Genomic DNA, 14217 nt, shown 5'->3' with positions numbered 1-14217 from the left:
ACTTATTCACCGTAATGATATTTATGGTCAAATTCATCACACATTGGGCGATAGAGCATAAACTCAGCAACACTTAACCACGCCTTAACTCTGTCCTGATATGTACGCAGACAGTAACGCCCATCCTTATCACAAAGTTCCAGCGCAATCTCATGTTGAGATTTTTTATAAACATAATGCTCTTTTAGAATATTCAATAAACCAGCATCAGCATTCATAACCTCGCAAATGACTTTATCCATTTGTCCACCTTCAGCATCCGAGCAGAACCACATGCTACTTAGTGTTTTTTTGTCCTTAAACTCTTCAAGAAACATCAATAAGGTTTCTTTGGATAACCCTGAAGTACGCATTCTTTTCATTGCGTCTCTTAACGCTTTTTTGGTGATTGTTGGTTCTTCTAATAACTGATTAAACATTCCTGCTGCATTAGGAACCTTGCTAAATGCTGCCCATCTTCCCCACATTTTTAAACGACCACGGATCCACACGCTTTCCAGTGTACGTAATTTTAAATGTTCTTCGCCTTTACCTGTTGTTAATGGATAAATCACTTAATACCTCTTTAGCAGACCGCACTCTGCATTAACCAAATACGCCTAGACCGATGGAGCGATCTAGAAATTTAAATAACAAAACTAACTGACTACCGTTTTCTTGTTCCCACTGCTTTGGATCTTTGTGTAACTCGCTGTGGTGAACTCGACATAATGGGATAGTGAATAAGTCATGGGCCTTTGTGCCTATGCCACCCTGTCCGTAGCCGATAATATGATGGGCATCGTCAGCAGTAGCCCCGCATACACAGCAAGGCTGCGATTTTACCCATTGCAGATATTTCACATTTTGCCAGCGCTGAAGCTTTGGAAACTTCATAAAACTTGCTGGTGGCTCAGGATTTACAGCTAAATCTAATACCTGCTTTATCTCTTCAATACCATTCAACTCGTCGCTGAGGAATGATGGAGAAAGAGAGATAGGCCCTACGGATTTATCGCCTAATGACTCCGGTACCGGGATAATTAACATGCGACCAGTGAATTTATGCAATTCGCTAACACCAGGCTTAAAAATTACTAATCCAAGTTCCGGTACCGTACTTGCTGTAAGAATTGAAGCTTCACGCATATGCTTTGTGCTCCATCCATTGACCAGCTATCCATTTAACACCCTTGGCAGTGAATCTGGCTTGTGCAAACGCATACTCAGTGCCTTGCGTAACACCAGTTTTCATTTCAAATCGTCCAGCTTCTAAATGTTGCTGATATGGGGTCAATATATTATTGAGGCGATACATAATTTTTTTATCGAGCAAAAAACCCCTGAACTCGGGTTCTTTCACATCAAGCAATTTACACACTTGTCTAAATGTCATTGCGCCAGTGGCTTTGACGTATCTATCAACAAATTCAACCTTTGGTGCCGCTTCGATTAATTTATTCTCAAGCTGCTGTTTTTCTTCTTCCAGATCCGCAGCTAAGCGTAGTGCTTCTGAAAATGTTGTCGGTACCAACTTTTGGTTTTCTAACTCTTGCCATCTATCCACCAGCCTCGCAGTGAACTCTGGTGATAGTTGAGCCACAACAACGTAACTATCGCGCTTATTTAATTGATAAACCTGCACTGTCTGATTTTGATGATTTTTAACCTCCCCCATTGGGGGAAGTTGAATGACTCCTCGTGTAGCAAGCCTTTCAATTGATTGCTTCACCTTGTCATGACGAGACTCAACTAACTCTGATATCTCTACGCTGGACATTGTTAAAGTTTTTATCGCTAATTGATTCATGCTATTTCTCCACGTTTTACGCAACCGCATTTGCGCTTTCATGTAAGCTGATCGTGATTTCAAACCGACCACCCTTTACTACCTCACACCATTCAATGACTGCGCGTCTAACCTGAACGTCATCACTCCAAATACCCGCATGAGTTAATGCATCAAAAGGTGCTTTCAAGTAATTATCGATATCCATTCGGCGTTTTGATGGCGGATACATCTTCACAGTGACAGATACATGCTCAGTGATTGCCTTTGGTTTTTTGCGTAATTGTTGATAGATGGCTGCCGCTGCATTTACCCGGAACGCGCGACCTTTTGCACTGATCAGAGTTTTACCGTTGATATTCCGCCAGCAAGCGTTAACACTCGGAGGAAATGGTAATGTTAGAGTTATAGATCCAGACATATTTGACCTCCCCCAGAAACTATGGAGAATGACCTGCCGCTTGCATTTAAATGCTTGCCCCAGTGCGCTTTACGGATAATTTCAGCTTGTTCGACAGTAAAACTCGCCTCACGCAAGCCACCTTTATGGCGCCGAACCATAAAGCCTTTCGCGTATAGAGGTTGGCAAATAGGGCAATAGTCGACAGTATCCATAAACCCTGCTGAACCGCAGAAAAAGATATTGCTTTGCCATGTCGCGCACTCTCGGCACATTGGGGCATCACAGGTGTGATTTTTTCTTAGCGTGATGATGTTCCCATTTTCATCTTCCTCTGCATCAAAGCCCAAAAGAAAATCACATAGTAAGGTTGCTTTACCGCCACAGAACATGCATTTGTTGCTAGCCATTTGATACCACCTTATTCCAGATTTTTACAGCTTCAGGCTTGTCATTTATCGCTGGGCCTTTGGCGCCGCAGCTGTGGCAATAAACATAAAACCAAGTTCGATACTCAAGCGTTTCAATGTGTAGATCTTCACTGCCGCATTTGCATTGATGGATTTCAATTATCTCGCTATTCATGCTTCCACCAGCCTTTGTTTCGCTATTTCGTAATACTTTTGTTCTCGCTCAATACCAATAAATGCCCTGTTACTCTCTTTGCAAGCAACTGCTGCGGTACCGCTTCCCATCGTAAAATCGAGAACTGTATCACCAACATTTGAATAAGTTTCAATAAGATACTTAACTAAAGAAACAGGCTTCTGAGTTGGATGATAATTAGCTTTTTGTTTATCACTAGAAAAAAACTGAACTGTTCGTGGGTACCGTGACGTACTGTCATATTCAGTTAACGACAAGGCTTTCCCATAACATTCAGAATTAACATCCTTGCGTTTTGATACCTTTCGTTCATGTCCATGTGTCATTTGCGGGTTGTAGGTTGGTAGCTTGCGATAAAAAACTTGAATATTTTCATGGGCTCTCAGAGGCTGCTTCTTGGCGTTTAAAAAACCAGTTGCGGAACCCTTTTCCCAGATCCACTCCGTCTTCCAGTCTTTTAAATTGCTACCAACTAATACACTCGAGAACGGCTGTGCGGAAAATAAGACTATCGCCGCATCAGGCTTAGCCACTCTGTAAAGCTCTTTCCACATTTGCTGTAGATCCAATACTGAATCCCATTTGCATTGAGTGGTACCGTAGGGAATATCAGCACAAACAAGATCCACTGAGTTATCAGGAATTAATGGGAAAACATCAAAACAGTCAGCGTTGTGCAAGCAAATGTCATTCATGCCCTAACTCCCGCCAGCAATTTATCTAGCTGTTTAAGTAAATGACTTCCCATATCGCCTACATAGGCTTTTTCAACAACAGTTATTCCGCAGAAAATATCCTCTTTATCCCTTTCCTTCTTTTCCTTGAACACTGGCTCAGTGTCCTTTCCTCTAGCAACCTTTAACTTCGTTATCGCCATCGGATCTACTTCATAGTGATAAACTTCAATGTTTTTATGGGACGCTTTTCGTTTTCCAATCGCATTAACGCACCCGAGATCTACCAACATCTTTATCGCGTGATTAGCTTCCGAGTATGTGAAGCAAAGAAGTCTTTCTACATGACGCTGAGTGAATGCATCTAAGTGCCTAACAGCTTTTATGACATCGATGCTTCTTAAATAAACATTGTCTCTCACGCTGCCACTCCCATCTTTTTAGCTAACCACTGCGCTTGCTCTATGAATGCTTTGCCGCGCTGCTCTAACTCTTCACGATTGATGTAATCAAATGCTTTGCCAGTCCAAGTTTTATCGAAAACAACAATTGCCCCGGCGAAAAATGCCCCGGTAGGTTTTTGTTTTTCATCAGCAGGGTTAAACCACTTAGGAACGTCGAAACCGATACGCCCACGAATAAAGCAGATGTGATCCGCATCTTCTGGCCACCAGCTTTCACTTGTTGCTGCTTTCAATAAAAAGACATAACGACCACCCTTTTCACGCATCGCTGAAGCGTAATTCATAATGTGAATAACACCTGTGATGGCCTGTTTATCGTGATATGAAGGTCTTGAATATGGAGGATTACCAAAAGCTACACCGCCGATTTCTTTTAGCTTTTCCGACCAGTCTTGAGTTAGCGCATTGTCCTCTGCAGTGTAAAAATGAGGGGCTTTGTTATTTTCACCATCAGTAAATAAATCCAGCGTGAATGGGCCATAGATTGCGTTTGCGCCATACACCAGGTTTTCTGGAGATTGCCACTGATCACCAATCTCATTAAGTTTATGGGCTGGTTTTGCTTTGAGTTCATTGAGTTTTGCAACGTATTCGCTCATCAGATAGCACCTCGCTGCTGGTGGGCTTTCGCAAACATACGAATGCGGGTATAACGCTGCTGAACTTGAAAATAATCAGCGAGGTGGCTTAGATGGCTGAATTTTCTGCAAATAACTAAGCCATCACGAGAATCATTCCAACGACTACGTAAGTCACGAATAGCCCACCAACGGCGCAGCTGATGCAACATGGCGACAATGCCAAAAACGTTAGTGCCGTAGATTTTTTTAGCTTCACTGCGCATCATGCTGTCCCCCTAAACGCTGTTCACATTCATTCCAAATACTTACCCATTTCTTTTGCGCCCAATCCGGTTGCATACGCTTAACACCCGCATTGCTTGCCTCTCTGCAAACCAATATTTCCAGTTCCGATGGGTTTCTGATTGGCAACGACTGACTTAAAAAACGCTTGTAAGCTTTGTCGCATTCCGGATTGTGGGCTGCGGCTTGCTGTTTCGCAGTGTGTGGGCTTTCTTGGCTCTTAACTGTAAGGGTGTCAAAATGCTTGCGCAGGCTTTTCGTGCTTAAAATATTTTTGTGCCAAAAGGAATCTCGGCTAGCCCAGTCAAACAACGCACAGATTTGCTCATGTGTGCGACCATCAATTTCACGCATCAAGCGAATATCGTTAGCCCAGTCAAACCACTTAGGGGCTTTCTGAGTTGGGTTAATCACTTGAACCCGCTTAAACATCCACTGGGCTGTCTCTAAATCTTCAAGCGTTCCCCACAACTGGCCATTCGCACTCGATACCGCTGAACTTAAATTTTTATTAGAAATATCATTCTCAGCCGTGTCGCTGGATTCGTTAGAATTCTGCGACGAAGGGGTTTTATTGATCTGTAAGTTTTTATCTGAGTTAAGATCTGTATAAAGATAGGAATCCGCATTTTCGACGTTTCCATGATTCTGCATTTCTGCGGTTTCCATTCCGCATTTTCGACGATTGGAATCGTCACTTTCGACGTTTTCATTCCGCACTTTCGACGTTTCAGAAATTGATGGGAAAATCATTGAGATAAGCGCATTTCCATCTAATTTATAATGCGTCACCGGAGTGCCATTAACCTTTTTGGTTTTCGTTTCAATGATGCCGGGGAAGTATTTTTTACGCAGTTTATCCACCAATCGGCGTGATTGCTCTTCACCCGATAAGCCTTTAATCTCATCAGCCAGTTCCTCATGACTCTTATAAAACCAACCGTCGCCTGCACTGGATGAGATTCCAGACCAAAACACAAGTTGATTAAGCACAGCCGCTAACGCGTGAGCCTGCTGATCCCCTTTGAAGAACTCAAGATAAGGCACAGGAATAACAATTACGTTTTTATGTCCTGACATAGCCTGAACGATGTCAAATGTATTTGTCATGCCTTCACCTGCTTGCTTGCGTTAAAATCACCTACCAACCACTCAACAAACTTGTAGTTGGTTTCTTGGTAACCATTTGATAATTTAATCTCATAGACGAAACGGTTACCGCGCATTGATGCTCGTACTTGCGGACGACTCGTTAAATTTGCTAAGCTACTCATGCTAATTACTCCACAAATGTTTTTAGCGACCCCGACGCCTCGGACCGCATATCTGGGGCGTCAACCTTTCTAGCTATGCTCATCATTGTTTAATCCCATAAACGCTTTCTAAAGAACCCACGAAGCCCAACGCATAAGCAAAGACTTTCTCCATTTTTCGATAGATGGCTGTAATTTCATCTGGTGTTAAAACGCCGTCAGAAATACAGTCTTTGATTAAAACGCTTAACGCCCCCTGCATTGCACCCAAGCGCATTTGAATATCGAACAATTCAACCTTGTCTAAACTTTCAGCTTCAATTTTTACTGACGGGGTAATCCCGTGGCGTTCCATGTGATAAGCCACCAGCAGATCAGTACCGGATAACTCTTCAATCGCTTCCAGCTCATCAATTTCAAAAAAGCGACAGCCGTTTTTCTCATACAGCTTGTTGTTGAACGTTGTTTCAGAAATACCCAAAGCACCCGCCATCGCTGAACGACCACCGGGGAATGCCTTACACATCTCTTTCACGACTTCTTTTAGTGTTTGTTTGCACATATCTACAATTCCGTTGTTTTGTTTGTAGTTAACTCTGTTAGTTGGTTTTGGTACTGTTTTGGTAGAGCTCTGGCTCATACTTAAGCTGACCATTTGTCAGTCGCTCAATAATCAAAGCCTGTTTTTCTGGTATAACTGATTTCCATCGGCTCACTGCTGGGTGAGAAACCCCTAGCGCAATGGCTGTTTTTTGAACACCACCAAAAAAATTAATAACATTTTGCTTGTACATTTGGTTACCTCGTGTCTGAGTTTAGATTGAAATGTAACAAAAGGTACATTAACAAGCAAACACTTTTCACATCGAAATGATGTAACATTGGTTACATGAAAAAAGAAGATATGAATTTCAGAATCAAGGCTAGGCGCCTTCAATTAAATCTTACTCAGGAAGTCTTAGCTAAAAAGCTGGGAGTTAGTCGTGTTTCTGTGACTAAATGGGAAACGGGAATGGCTAAACCTGATGGGGAAAATTTACAAAATTTAGCCCATGCACTAGAAACGTCTGCAGAATGGATACTATATGGGAAAAATGCGCCTACTGATAAAGAATTATCCCCTTCAAGAAAGCCACTATCAATAACAGAGGTACCAGTTATATCTTCAGTTCAAGCAGGGATGTGGAACGCAACATGCGAATCAGCAACACTAGATGATGTTATTCGATGGATTGGGACAACTGTTAGAGTATCGAATAGCGCATTCGGTTTAGATGTTCGCGGTGATTCAATGACAAATCCGAATGGTGCACCGACAATACCCGAAGGCTCCACAGTGATAGTAGAAACAGACTACGGAAATATGGACGACTTATACGGGAAAATAGTTGTCGCCATTTTAGATGGCACGTCTGAAGCAACAATAAAGAAACTGGTATGGGATTCACCGTATAGTTATCTAATGCCATTAAATCCATCATTTAATCCCATTCTTATAAATGGCAACTGTCGAATTATTGGGAAAGTAGTCCAAGTCGTACAGAATTTATAGCCTCCAAAAACTCAATGTAACTTATTTCACATTTAAATATTGACACTCCATGCAACCTAATGTACCTTTTGTTACATAGAATGAAATCAATGGGAATAAGATTATGCAAGTCAATCCAAGCACACCAATCGTTACTTTTAACAACCCAATGTCCACCGATGAAATTCATGCGTGGATTTTGGAGAAAGCTGCTGCACTTAAAAAACTTGAAAGCCTTAACGCTGCCTACGCAGAACTCAAAGAAAAGCTGGTAAGAATCGAAGATGATATTTACGAGCAAACTGAGATCTGCAATGCGGGTCTAGGCCTACCAGCAACCAACTAATCAACTATGTGGAGTAATTAGTGGAATGCTTATTTTAACCCGTCGTGCCGGTGAAACCGTTGTTATTGGTGATGATGTCAAAGTCACTGTTTTGGGAATCAAGGGATGCCAAGTGCGGATTGGTATTGAAGCACCAAAAGATACAAGTATTCACCGCGAAGAAATTTATCTTCGGATCCAAGCTGAAAATAATAATGCCGTTGCTAGTTAGTAATTATTGATAATTTTTGGCGGTGCCATGCCGCCTCTTTTTTTAAATATAAATAAGACCATTGGCGTCAGTCCATACGGGTAAATATGTACTTAATTACTGTCAGTGGTCTTATTTATATTTGTGGAGTTAATTATTATGCGGAGATTAGCAAATGAAACGTTTTCCAATTAGCAGCGCAGTTGTATTTAAGGCTGAATTACCAAATGCTGAAGCACTAGAAAATCATTTAAAAGAATTACCTTTTGTTGATATTCTTGAGTCGCACTCTTTTAGTTATGGCTTTATTCCAAATAAAGTAACTGGTGAGTTAGTTACGCCAATTGAAGGTGGCTATATCATCAATTTCCGTATTGATGAAAAGATACTACCTAAAGCGGCTATCGCGTTCGAAATAAACAAACGCATTGAAAAACTGAAAGAACAAGGCATTACCGATTATCTTGTGCCTGAAATAAAGCGTATGGCTATAGATGAACTTCTAAAAATCGCATTAACAAAGACAAAAGTTATTACAGCGCTATACCATGTTTCCAAAGGCTTCCTCTTCATATCAACAACAAGAAAGCCAGATTATCAAGCACTGGTGGGTAGCTTAGTTAAAGTTTGTGGCACCGTAAAAACTGAAACATTTAACATCGATGATGCAAAAAACGGTATTACAACACGACTATCAAACCACATTGATAATTTACCACCTGAAGAGTGTTTTGGTCATAACCTTCATCCTGGTAATTTTATTTTGCTACAACGTAAAGTTGATAAAAAGCTTGAAACTGTAAAATACGATGCTGAACTTAATCTAATTCGTGAACAAGTTAAAGATTCATTAGACAATCATTTCAAAGTCAGTCTAATTGAATTAAGCACCTTTGATTTAATTTTCAAACTTACAGATAACTTTGATTTTAAGAATATTAAGCCACTAGCAAAAATCGAATGTGATGGTGATAAGGCATATCGATACAGACATACCAATGCAGTATTTATGTTTCATATGGTTAATACCATTGAGCTATTAATTGAATTATTAAAATATAAAGAAAAAACAGAATAACTATTTAGCCAACACCTAGGAATTTAATTCTCTTTATTAAGAGACGGACTCTTATTATCTAAATTTTGTGGAGTAATAAATTATGCAAATTAACCAAATTGGATTAATTTCCGCTATTTCAACTGAGCTGGAAAACCAAATATCCGGCATCCCTGCTGAACCTCGTTATATGAATGCCATTATTAATGCTGCTAATTTGATTTGTGATGAATTCAAAAAGCCTATTGTCAAAGCATCCAGTGGTATGGGTCTTACTGCTTGGTTGGCGAGTGATGATACTGGAGCCAGTTCAAAATACATGGCTTCTATTCTTTCAGGTCAGTTTAGTGTTTCTCATAACTATCCTTGGGATCCGTCTGATTTTGGTCGCTGTATTCGACTACTGGAAGCGGTGCCTGAACTAGAAAGTGAGTTGCACAAAATGAAAGCATGTTCACCACAATGGGCTGCTGTAGTGGACAACTGGGATAAATGGATCGAGCTCTATAAGGCTCGCAATAGCAATAAACTTTATCAAGAAATGAAGTCTGCCTATAACTCGATTGAAGCAAACAAAGGTATTTAATTATGTCTTATATCTCAACGTTCACTGGCAAGCATTTCGATTTCATTAATATCTGTGCGGAAGATATTTCTATCGAAGATATTGCACAGGGATTATCTAACGAATGTCGTTTCGCGGGTCAAATTGACTCTTTCTATTCTGTTGCACAGCACTCGGTTCATGTTAGCCAGATTGTACCTCCTGAATATGCGCTTGAAGCATTACTGCATGATGCCGCTGAAGCTTATTGCCGTGACCTGCCTACACCATTAAAAGCGCTACTTCCAGAATACAAAGCTATCGAATCGGCTATTCAGAAAGTAATTACAGACAAATGGAATTTACCGGCAATGATTAGTGATGTTGTTCACTATGCGGATCTGACCATGCTGGCAACAGAACGCCGCGATTTAGAGGTGGATGGTGAAAACGTATGGCCAATTCTTGAAGGAATCCCATCAAGTGACCTAATTACTGTGAATCCAATGCTACCCATTCAAGCTCGAGCTATGTTTATTCATCGCTATAACCAGCTGACGGGGATTGTTCCTAAATTCGATGCTGATTTGCAAATTGAAGAAATCTACGGCTATGGCGCTTACGGGAAAATCTTCAACGATAAGAAAAATCGATTCTACGATGGTGCTTCTATTCAAACATCACGAGTAATCAATATCGATACTTATCTTGCTGATGGATATATCCAGACAGTTAACTCAGTTTACAGAATTATTGTTTAGGTGGCTGATATGAAAGAGCGCGGAATTATTTTTAACTCAGAAATGGTACGCGCCATCCTTGATGGCCGTAAAACTCAAACTCGCAGAGTTATGAAGTCACAACCTGAACCAAGCAAAACCAAAGATGGAGACTATTGGTTCCCATGTAATAAAACTCAATCAATGGTGCATGTGTCAGATTTCATTCCCGGAAATAGTAAAGTTGTAGATATGCATGAATTTTACAGTGTTTGCTGTCCATTTGGTGGAATTGGTGATCGCCTTTGGGTTCGTGAAACATTTCAGGCTGGCTTATGCACAGAGTCTACCTTTGCATACAAGGCAACTCATAAACCCTCTGACTTAGAGGAAGGTTGGGATGAGATAATTAAGTGGAGGCCATCTATCCATATGCCCCGCTTTGCTTCACGTATAACTTTAGAAATTACCGATGTTAGAGTTGAACGCCTCAATAACATTAGTCCTCGTGACGTTGTTTCTGAGGGTTTAATACAGCTACCTGCAAGTGGTCGTTACGTTCGATTTGAAGGTGCTCAATATTTTGGGCTTGCATATCGTGACCACAAAGAAGCCTTTGCTGATTTATGGGATGAAGTAAGCAAACCTGACTGGAGCTTTGAAAGTAATCCGTGGGTGTGGGTTATTGAGTTTAAGCGAGTGTGATTATGAATAATAAACTTACAGAAGAAATTGAAATCCTTCAGCGTAATGCTGGAATGGAACTCAAGCTATCTTGGGATATTCACCGATGGAGTATGGTCCTGATGATTGCTGATCACTACCTATCTATTGGTAATGACAAGGAAGCTCGTTCATGGATCCAGAGTATTTATCAATGGATTGAGCCTGAATTTCACGATGATATGAAGGCGCATTCTAATGATTTAAATTCTTGGTTTAATAAGCAAATGGAGAACTCAGTAAGCGCTGAATGGACAGTAGAATTTATTCGTAAACTATGCCCTGAAATTGAACAGCTACGGAAAGAACCACTATTCAATAAAGAGCAAATGAAGCTTGGTGTTCTATTTGCACGTAATCATTTAATTAGTGCGTATAGAGCTAATTTTATTGATTGTGATTTAAAGCAGTTTGCTAAGTTCATGGGCCTACTAACTCACGTAGCAAATGAATCAATCGATATTGAATTGATGATGGGCGATGTTCTTGCTTGTAATGAACAGGCTGAAGAATGGATTAAATCTGCACTGGAGCAAAAAAATGAAATTTAAACACTTAATGGTAGATCTGGAAACAATGAGCAATAAAGGTAATGCGGCTATTGTGTCCATTGGTGCCGTGGCTTTTGAGCCATCAACGGGTGAGATTGGTCCTACTTTTTATCAAGTTGTCGATTTAAGAAGTTGCGAACGTGCAGGGCTTCATATTGATGCCGACACAGTGCTTTGGTGGATGCGCAAAGGTAGTGAAGCAAGAGCAGAAATTATTGCTGATGGCTCTGATTTATCATTAGCTCTTTCTAACTTGTGCAAATTCTCCCGAAAAAATCTAACTGATGATGTTCAAGTGTGGGGTAATGGCGTTGATTTTGACAATGTTATTTTGCGTAATGCCTATAATTCCGTTGGCTTAGAACCATTCTGGAAGCATTGGAATAATCGCTGCGTGAGAACCATTGTTGAGCTAGGGCGTAATACTGGCATTGATCCAAAGACAACACTCCCTTTTGTGGGCGTACTTCATAACTCTTTAGATGATGCAATTCATCAAGCCAAGTATGTATCGATCATCCACCAGCATTTGATTAAGCCAGTTAACGACGATATTTAAACCTATCTGTATGCGGCAGATTTGTGGAGGTAATTATGTCTAGAATGGTATCTCTAGAAGCATGGGCAAAACTGGAATTCGGTGATGATGCGCCCAGCAAGCAAGTGTTGTTGAAGTATGCGAAAGCGAACATGATGGTACCACCAGCATTAAAAGTTGGTAAGAAATGGATGGTCGATCGTGATTCCCGCTGGGTTGGTATTGTTTCAAAACCTCAATTACCGAATTGCTCAAACGATAAACTTCAAAGGATATTATCTGATGGCAGCTAGACCCCGCGCTCATAAAATCACTATTCCAAATTTGTATCGGAAATTAGATAAACGAAACGGAAAGGTTTATTGGCAATATAAACACCCGTTAACTGGTAAGTTTCATAGCCTTGGCACGGACGCCGAGGAAGCAGAACAAGTAGCTACTCAAGCAAATGTGATCATAGCTGAACAGCAAACAAAGCAAATACTCAGTATCAATGACCGGCTTTCGAATATTAAAAATAAGAAGATCGGCATTAGCGTATCCAATTGGATTGATAAATATTTAGAAATACAGCAAGAACGAATGGACCAAGGAGAGTTAAAGCTAAACTCATATAAGCAAAAAATTAAGCCGCTAAATTTATTTAAGCAGCATTGTGGGATGATGTCCTTAAAAGATATAACTGCGCTTGAAGTCGTTAAAATAACAGACGAAGTAAAGGCGCTCGGGCATAACCGAATGGCTCAAGTAGTCAGATCCGTGATTGTTGATGTGTTTAAAGAGGCTCAGCATGTTGGCCATGTTCCACCAGGATATAACCCTGCTCTTGCAACCAAGAAACCTAGAAGCAAAGTGAAGCGAGAGCGCTTATCGCTGGATGAATGGAAGGCTATCTATCAGCAAGCAGCTATGCACCCTCATTACTTACAGCATGGGATGCTATTAGCTCTAATTACAGGGCAGCGCCTTGGTGATATCACAAAAATGAAATTCTCGGATGTTTGGGATGGAATGTTGCACATTGAGCAAGAAAAAACAGGGACGAAAATTGCCATCCCATTAACGCTGAAGTGTGATGCTATAGAAATGACGCTTGGTGATGTGATCTCCATGTGTAGGGATCTTGTTGTTAGCCCTTACCTACTTCACCATCGCCATTCTATTGCTAGGGGTAAAAAAGGCGGGGCAATATCAAATACCTCATTAACGGCCGCGTTTAAAAATGCACGTAATAAATGTGGAATTACTTGGTCGAAAGGTGCTGAACCAACCTTTCATGAACAGCGTTCTCTTTCTGAAAGGATATATCGAGAACAAGGATTGGATACTCAAAGATTGTTAGGTCACAGGTCGAAAGTAATGACTGATAATTACAACGATGATCGCGGTAAAGAGTGGAAAATTGTCGTAATTTAAAGACTCAAATTTTTAAATGTTTTGGGGAGTATTTTTGGTGGGGTTTTGGGGAAGAAAATAATTGCTTATAAAACAAACAGAAACACCATAACACTCCTTATGCGTTTAATCATAATAAGAAAATCGATATTTTAATAAATCAATATATACAATAAGTTAAAAACAGATAAAAAATATTATCGAAATAAAACATTAATTTAATTTACGTGTAATGAAAAAACTCTTCTGGTATACATATGCATTTTATGCATGTATATAAACAGTCAGTAGCAAACTTGAAGGACGGAAATATGAATACAGGTACGGTTAAGTGGTTCAATAATGCCAAAGGTTTTGGTTTTATTTGTCCAGAAGATGGCGGAGATGATGTATTTGCACATTATTCCACAATCCAAATGGATGGTTACCGGACTCTCAAAGCGGGTCAAAAGGTCAACTACACGCTTATGATTGATGGACCTAAAGGCGCTCATGCTACCGCCATTATTCCAATTATCGAAAGTAGTGAAGCAAAAGCAGAATAAGTTAGGGTAATAGAGCACAGTTAATTATTTTTAAGGGGTAAATAATTAAC

Annotated in this window: 25 protein-coding genes and 1 pseudogene; 12 read left to right on the top strand and 14 right to left on the bottom strand. The window is 40.4% G+C overall.

The annotated features are described in order from the left end of the window. Positions 1-2: 2 nt before the first annotated feature. The 14 genes and pseudogenes from H0913_RS06465 to H0913_RS06400 all read right to left on the bottom strand — a co-directional run bounded on the left by H0913_RS06465 (position 3) and on the right by H0913_RS06400 (position 6822). Positions 3-554 (bottom strand): DUF1133 family protein, encoded by a 552-nt coding sequence (locus tag H0913_RS06465; protein WP_181478224.1) that lies wholly within the window; start codon positions 552-554, stop codon positions 3-5. A 31-nt stretch (positions 555-585) separates the two neighbouring features. Then, positions 586-936: pseudogene (locus tag H0913_RS18640) on the bottom strand (DUF968 domain-containing protein); the annotation flags it as partial. A 184-nt stretch (positions 937-1120) separates the two neighbouring features. Then, on the bottom strand, positions 1121-1789 hold the full coding sequence (locus H0913_RS06455; RefSeq protein ID WP_154633796.1) for a phage antirepressor KilAC domain-containing protein: 669 nt from the start codon (positions 1787-1789) through the stop codon (positions 1121-1123). 16 nt (positions 1790-1805) lie between these two features. After that, entirely contained in the window at positions 1806-2189 is a 384-nt protein-coding gene (locus tag H0913_RS06450) for a RusA family crossover junction endodeoxyribonuclease (protein WP_181478220.1), read from the bottom strand. Next, complete coding sequence (locus H0913_RS06445) at positions 2174-2578, bottom strand: hypothetical protein (RefSeq protein WP_181478218.1); 405 nt, start codon at positions 2576-2578, stop codon at positions 2174-2176. The genes H0913_RS06450 and H0913_RS06445 overlap by 16 nt, the downstream gene beginning before the upstream one ends. Continuing rightward, positions 2571-2753, bottom strand: coding sequence for a Lar family restriction alleviation protein (locus H0913_RS06440; RefSeq protein ID WP_181478216.1), 183 nt, complete (start codon positions 2751-2753; stop codon positions 2571-2573). The genes H0913_RS06445 and H0913_RS06440 overlap by 8 nt, the downstream gene beginning before the upstream one ends. Further along, positions 2750-3469 carry a DNA-methyltransferase gene (locus H0913_RS06435; protein ID WP_181478214.1) on the bottom strand — a complete coding sequence of 240 codons (720 nt, stop codon included), beginning with the start codon at positions 3467-3469 and terminating at the stop codon, positions 2750-2752. The genes H0913_RS06440 and H0913_RS06435 overlap by 4 nt, the downstream gene beginning before the upstream one ends. After that, a complete protein-coding gene (locus H0913_RS06430; protein WP_181478213.1) occupies positions 3466-3870 on the bottom strand; it encodes a hypothetical protein in 405 nt (134 codons plus the stop codon). Before H0913_RS06430 ends, H0913_RS06435 begins: the two co-directional genes overlap by 4 nt. Next, complete coding sequence (locus tag H0913_RS06425) at positions 3867-4511, bottom strand: phage N-6-adenine-methyltransferase (protein WP_181478211.1); 645 nt, start codon at positions 4509-4511, stop codon at positions 3867-3869. Before H0913_RS06425 ends, H0913_RS06430 begins: the two co-directional genes overlap by 4 nt. Then, positions 4511-4759, bottom strand: coding sequence for a hypothetical protein (locus H0913_RS18870; protein WP_232368832.1), 249 nt, complete (start codon positions 4757-4759; stop codon positions 4511-4513). Before H0913_RS18870 ends, H0913_RS06425 begins: the two co-directional genes overlap by 1 nt. Further along, entirely contained in the window at positions 4746-5885 is a 1140-nt protein-coding gene (locus H0913_RS06415; protein ID WP_154604312.1) for a replication protein 15, read from the bottom strand. The genes H0913_RS18870 and H0913_RS06415 overlap by 14 nt, the downstream gene beginning before the upstream one ends. Further along, entirely contained in the window at positions 5882-6049 is a 168-nt protein-coding gene (locus tag H0913_RS18865) for a hypothetical protein (protein WP_179897968.1), read from the bottom strand. Before H0913_RS18865 ends, H0913_RS06415 begins: the two co-directional genes overlap by 4 nt. An 82-nt stretch (positions 6050-6131) precedes the next feature. Continuing rightward, positions 6132-6590, bottom strand: coding sequence for a YmfL family putative regulatory protein (locus tag H0913_RS06405; protein ID WP_108478958.1), 459 nt, complete (start codon positions 6588-6590; stop codon positions 6132-6134). Positions 6591-6627: 37 nt separating this feature from the next. After that, positions 6628-6822 carry a Cro/CI family transcriptional regulator gene (locus H0913_RS06400; RefSeq protein ID WP_154630807.1) on the bottom strand — a complete coding sequence of 65 codons (195 nt, stop codon included), beginning with the start codon at positions 6820-6822 and terminating at the stop codon, positions 6628-6630. Positions 6823-6917: 95 nt separating this feature from the next. On the opposite strand from H0913_RS06400, the gene H0913_RS06395 reads away from it, so the two are divergent. The 12 genes from H0913_RS06395 (at position 6918) to cspD (ending at position 14167) form a co-directional block, all read left to right on the top strand. After that, positions 6918-7580 carry a LexA family protein gene (locus H0913_RS06395; RefSeq protein WP_230084989.1) on the top strand — a complete coding sequence of 221 codons (663 nt, stop codon included), beginning with the start codon at positions 6918-6920 and terminating at the stop codon, positions 7578-7580. Between the two features lie 103 nt (positions 7581-7683). After that, the gene (locus H0913_RS06390) at positions 7684-7905 is read left to right on the top strand and encodes a hypothetical protein (RefSeq protein ID WP_181478209.1); all 222 of its coding nucleotides are present in this window, start codon (positions 7684-7686) and stop codon (positions 7903-7905) included. Positions 7906-7930: 25 nt separating this feature from the next. Next, on the top strand, positions 7931-8116 hold the full coding sequence (gene csrA / locus H0913_RS06385) for a carbon storage regulator CsrA (protein ID WP_006657722.1): 186 nt from the start codon (positions 7931-7933) through the stop codon (positions 8114-8116). Positions 8117-8270: 154 nt separating this feature from the next. Continuing rightward, positions 8271-9173: a recombination-associated protein RdgC gene (gene rdgC, locus H0913_RS06380; RefSeq protein ID WP_181478207.1), complete on the top strand. Its 903-nt coding sequence runs from the start codon at positions 8271-8273 to the stop codon at positions 9171-9173. Between the two features lie 82 nt (positions 9174-9255). Then, positions 9256-9738, top strand: a complete 483-nt coding sequence (locus H0913_RS06375; protein WP_051420213.1) for a hypothetical protein — start codon at positions 9256-9258, stop codon at positions 9736-9738. Positions 9739-9740: 2 nt separating this feature from the next. Then, positions 9741-10457 carry a hypothetical protein gene (locus H0913_RS06370; RefSeq protein ID WP_181478205.1) on the top strand — a complete coding sequence of 239 codons (717 nt, stop codon included), beginning with the start codon at positions 9741-9743 and terminating at the stop codon, positions 10455-10457. Positions 10458-10466: 9 nt separating this feature from the next. After that, entirely contained in the window at positions 10467-11120 is a 654-nt protein-coding gene (locus tag H0913_RS06365) for a hypothetical protein (RefSeq protein WP_181478203.1), read from the top strand. 2 nt (positions 11121-11122) lie between these two features. Next, positions 11123-11689, top strand: coding sequence for a hypothetical protein (locus tag H0913_RS06360; RefSeq protein WP_181478202.1), 567 nt, complete (start codon positions 11123-11125; stop codon positions 11687-11689). Then, positions 11679-12248 (top strand): 3'-5' exonuclease, encoded by a 570-nt coding sequence (locus H0913_RS06355; protein ID WP_181478201.1) that lies wholly within the window; start codon positions 11679-11681, stop codon positions 12246-12248. Before H0913_RS06360 ends, H0913_RS06355 begins: the two co-directional genes overlap by 11 nt. A gap of 35 nt (positions 12249-12283) precedes the next feature. Continuing rightward, positions 12284-12520 carry a hypothetical protein gene (locus H0913_RS06350; protein WP_006662242.1) on the top strand — a complete coding sequence of 79 codons (237 nt, stop codon included), beginning with the start codon at positions 12284-12286 and terminating at the stop codon, positions 12518-12520. Further along, the gene (locus tag H0913_RS06345; protein WP_181478200.1) at positions 12510-13643 is read left to right on the top strand and encodes a phage integrase Arm DNA-binding domain-containing protein; all 1134 of its coding nucleotides are present in this window, start codon (positions 12510-12512) and stop codon (positions 13641-13643) included. Before H0913_RS06350 ends, H0913_RS06345 begins: the two co-directional genes overlap by 11 nt. Before the next feature lie 290 nt (positions 13644-13933). Next, positions 13934-14167 carry a cold shock domain-containing protein CspD gene (cspD, locus tag H0913_RS06340; protein ID WP_154604319.1) on the top strand — a complete coding sequence of 78 codons (234 nt, stop codon included), beginning with the start codon at positions 13934-13936 and terminating at the stop codon, positions 14165-14167. The last annotated feature ends 50 nt before the right edge of the window (positions 14168-14217 follow it).

Source organism: Providencia rettgeri, assembly GCF_013702265.1.
Classification (GTDB): Bacteria; Pseudomonadota; Gammaproteobacteria; order Enterobacterales; family Enterobacteriaceae; genus Providencia; species Providencia zhijiangensis.
Note: the sequence above shows the minus strand (reverse complement) of the source record. Positions and strands in the feature narration are given on the sequence as shown.

Excerpts from the sequence above, each read along its gene's own strand:
- H0913_RS06355 (WP_181478201.1), top strand. The coding sequence starts at position 11,679 with ATGAAATTTAAACACTTAATGGTAGATCTGGAAACAATGAGCAATAAA.
- H0913_RS06390 (WP_181478209.1), top strand. The coding sequence starts at position 7,684 with ATGCAAGTCAATCCAAGCACACCAATCGTTACTTTTAACAACCCAATG.
- H0913_RS06375 (WP_051420213.1), top strand. The coding sequence starts at position 9,256 with ATGCAAATTAACCAAATTGGATTAATTTCCGCTATTTCAACTGAGCTG.
- H0913_RS06440 (WP_181478216.1), bottom strand. The coding sequence starts at position 2,753 with ATGAATAGCGAGATAATTGAAATCCATCAATGCAAATGCGGCAGTGAA.
- H0913_RS06455 (WP_154633796.1), bottom strand. The coding sequence starts at position 1,789 with ATGAATCAATTAGCGATAAAAACTTTAACAATGTCCAGCGTAGAGATA.
- H0913_RS18865 (WP_179897968.1), bottom strand. The coding sequence starts at position 6,049 with ATGAGTAGCTTAGCAAATTTAACGAGTCGTCCGCAAGTACGAGCATCA.
- H0913_RS06350 (WP_006662242.1), top strand. The coding sequence starts at position 12,284 with ATGTCTAGAATGGTATCTCTAGAAGCATGGGCAAAACTGGAATTCGGT.
- H0913_RS06435 (WP_181478214.1), bottom strand. The coding sequence starts at position 3,469 with ATGAATGACATTTGCTTGCACAACGCTGACTGTTTTGATGTTTTCCCA.
- H0913_RS06345 (WP_181478200.1), top strand. The coding sequence starts at position 12,510 with ATGGCAGCTAGACCCCGCGCTCATAAAATCACTATTCCAAATTTGTAT.
- H0913_RS18870 (WP_232368832.1), bottom strand. The coding sequence starts at position 4,759 with ATGATGCGCAGTGAAGCTAAAAAAATCTACGGCACTAACGTTTTTGGC.
- H0913_RS06365 (WP_181478203.1), top strand. The coding sequence starts at position 10,467 with ATGAAAGAGCGCGGAATTATTTTTAACTCAGAAATGGTACGCGCCATC.
- H0913_RS06360 (WP_181478202.1), top strand. The coding sequence starts at position 11,123 with ATGAATAATAAACTTACAGAAGAAATTGAAATCCTTCAGCGTAATGCT.
- H0913_RS06395 (WP_230084989.1), top strand. The coding sequence starts at position 6,918 with ATGAAAAAAGAAGATATGAATTTCAGAATCAAGGCTAGGCGCCTTCAA.
- H0913_RS06405 (WP_108478958.1), bottom strand. The coding sequence starts at position 6,590 with ATGTGCAAACAAACACTAAAAGAAGTCGTGAAAGAGATGTGTAAGGCA.
- H0913_RS06370 (WP_181478205.1), top strand. The coding sequence starts at position 9,741 with ATGTCTTATATCTCAACGTTCACTGGCAAGCATTTCGATTTCATTAAT.
- H0913_RS06425 (WP_181478211.1), bottom strand. The coding sequence starts at position 4,511 with ATGAGCGAATACGTTGCAAAACTCAATGAACTCAAAGCAAAACCAGCC.
- H0913_RS06400 (WP_154630807.1), bottom strand. The coding sequence starts at position 6,822 with ATGTACAAGCAAAATGTTATTAATTTTTTTGGTGGTGTTCAAAAAACA.
- cspD (WP_154604319.1), top strand. The coding sequence starts at position 13,934 with ATGAATACAGGTACGGTTAAGTGGTTCAATAATGCCAAAGGTTTTGGT.
- H0913_RS06415 (WP_154604312.1), bottom strand. The coding sequence starts at position 5,885 with ATGACAAATACATTTGACATCGTTCAGGCTATGTCAGGACATAAAAAC.
- H0913_RS06450 (WP_181478220.1), bottom strand. The coding sequence starts at position 2,189 with ATGTCTGGATCTATAACTCTAACATTACCATTTCCTCCGAGTGTTAAC.
- csrA (WP_006657722.1), top strand. The coding sequence starts at position 7,931 with ATGCTTATTTTAACCCGTCGTGCCGGTGAAACCGTTGTTATTGGTGAT.
- rdgC (WP_181478207.1), top strand. The coding sequence starts at position 8,271 with ATGAAACGTTTTCCAATTAGCAGCGCAGTTGTATTTAAGGCTGAATTA.
- H0913_RS06445 (WP_181478218.1), bottom strand. The coding sequence starts at position 2,578 with ATGGCTAGCAACAAATGCATGTTCTGTGGCGGTAAAGCAACCTTACTA.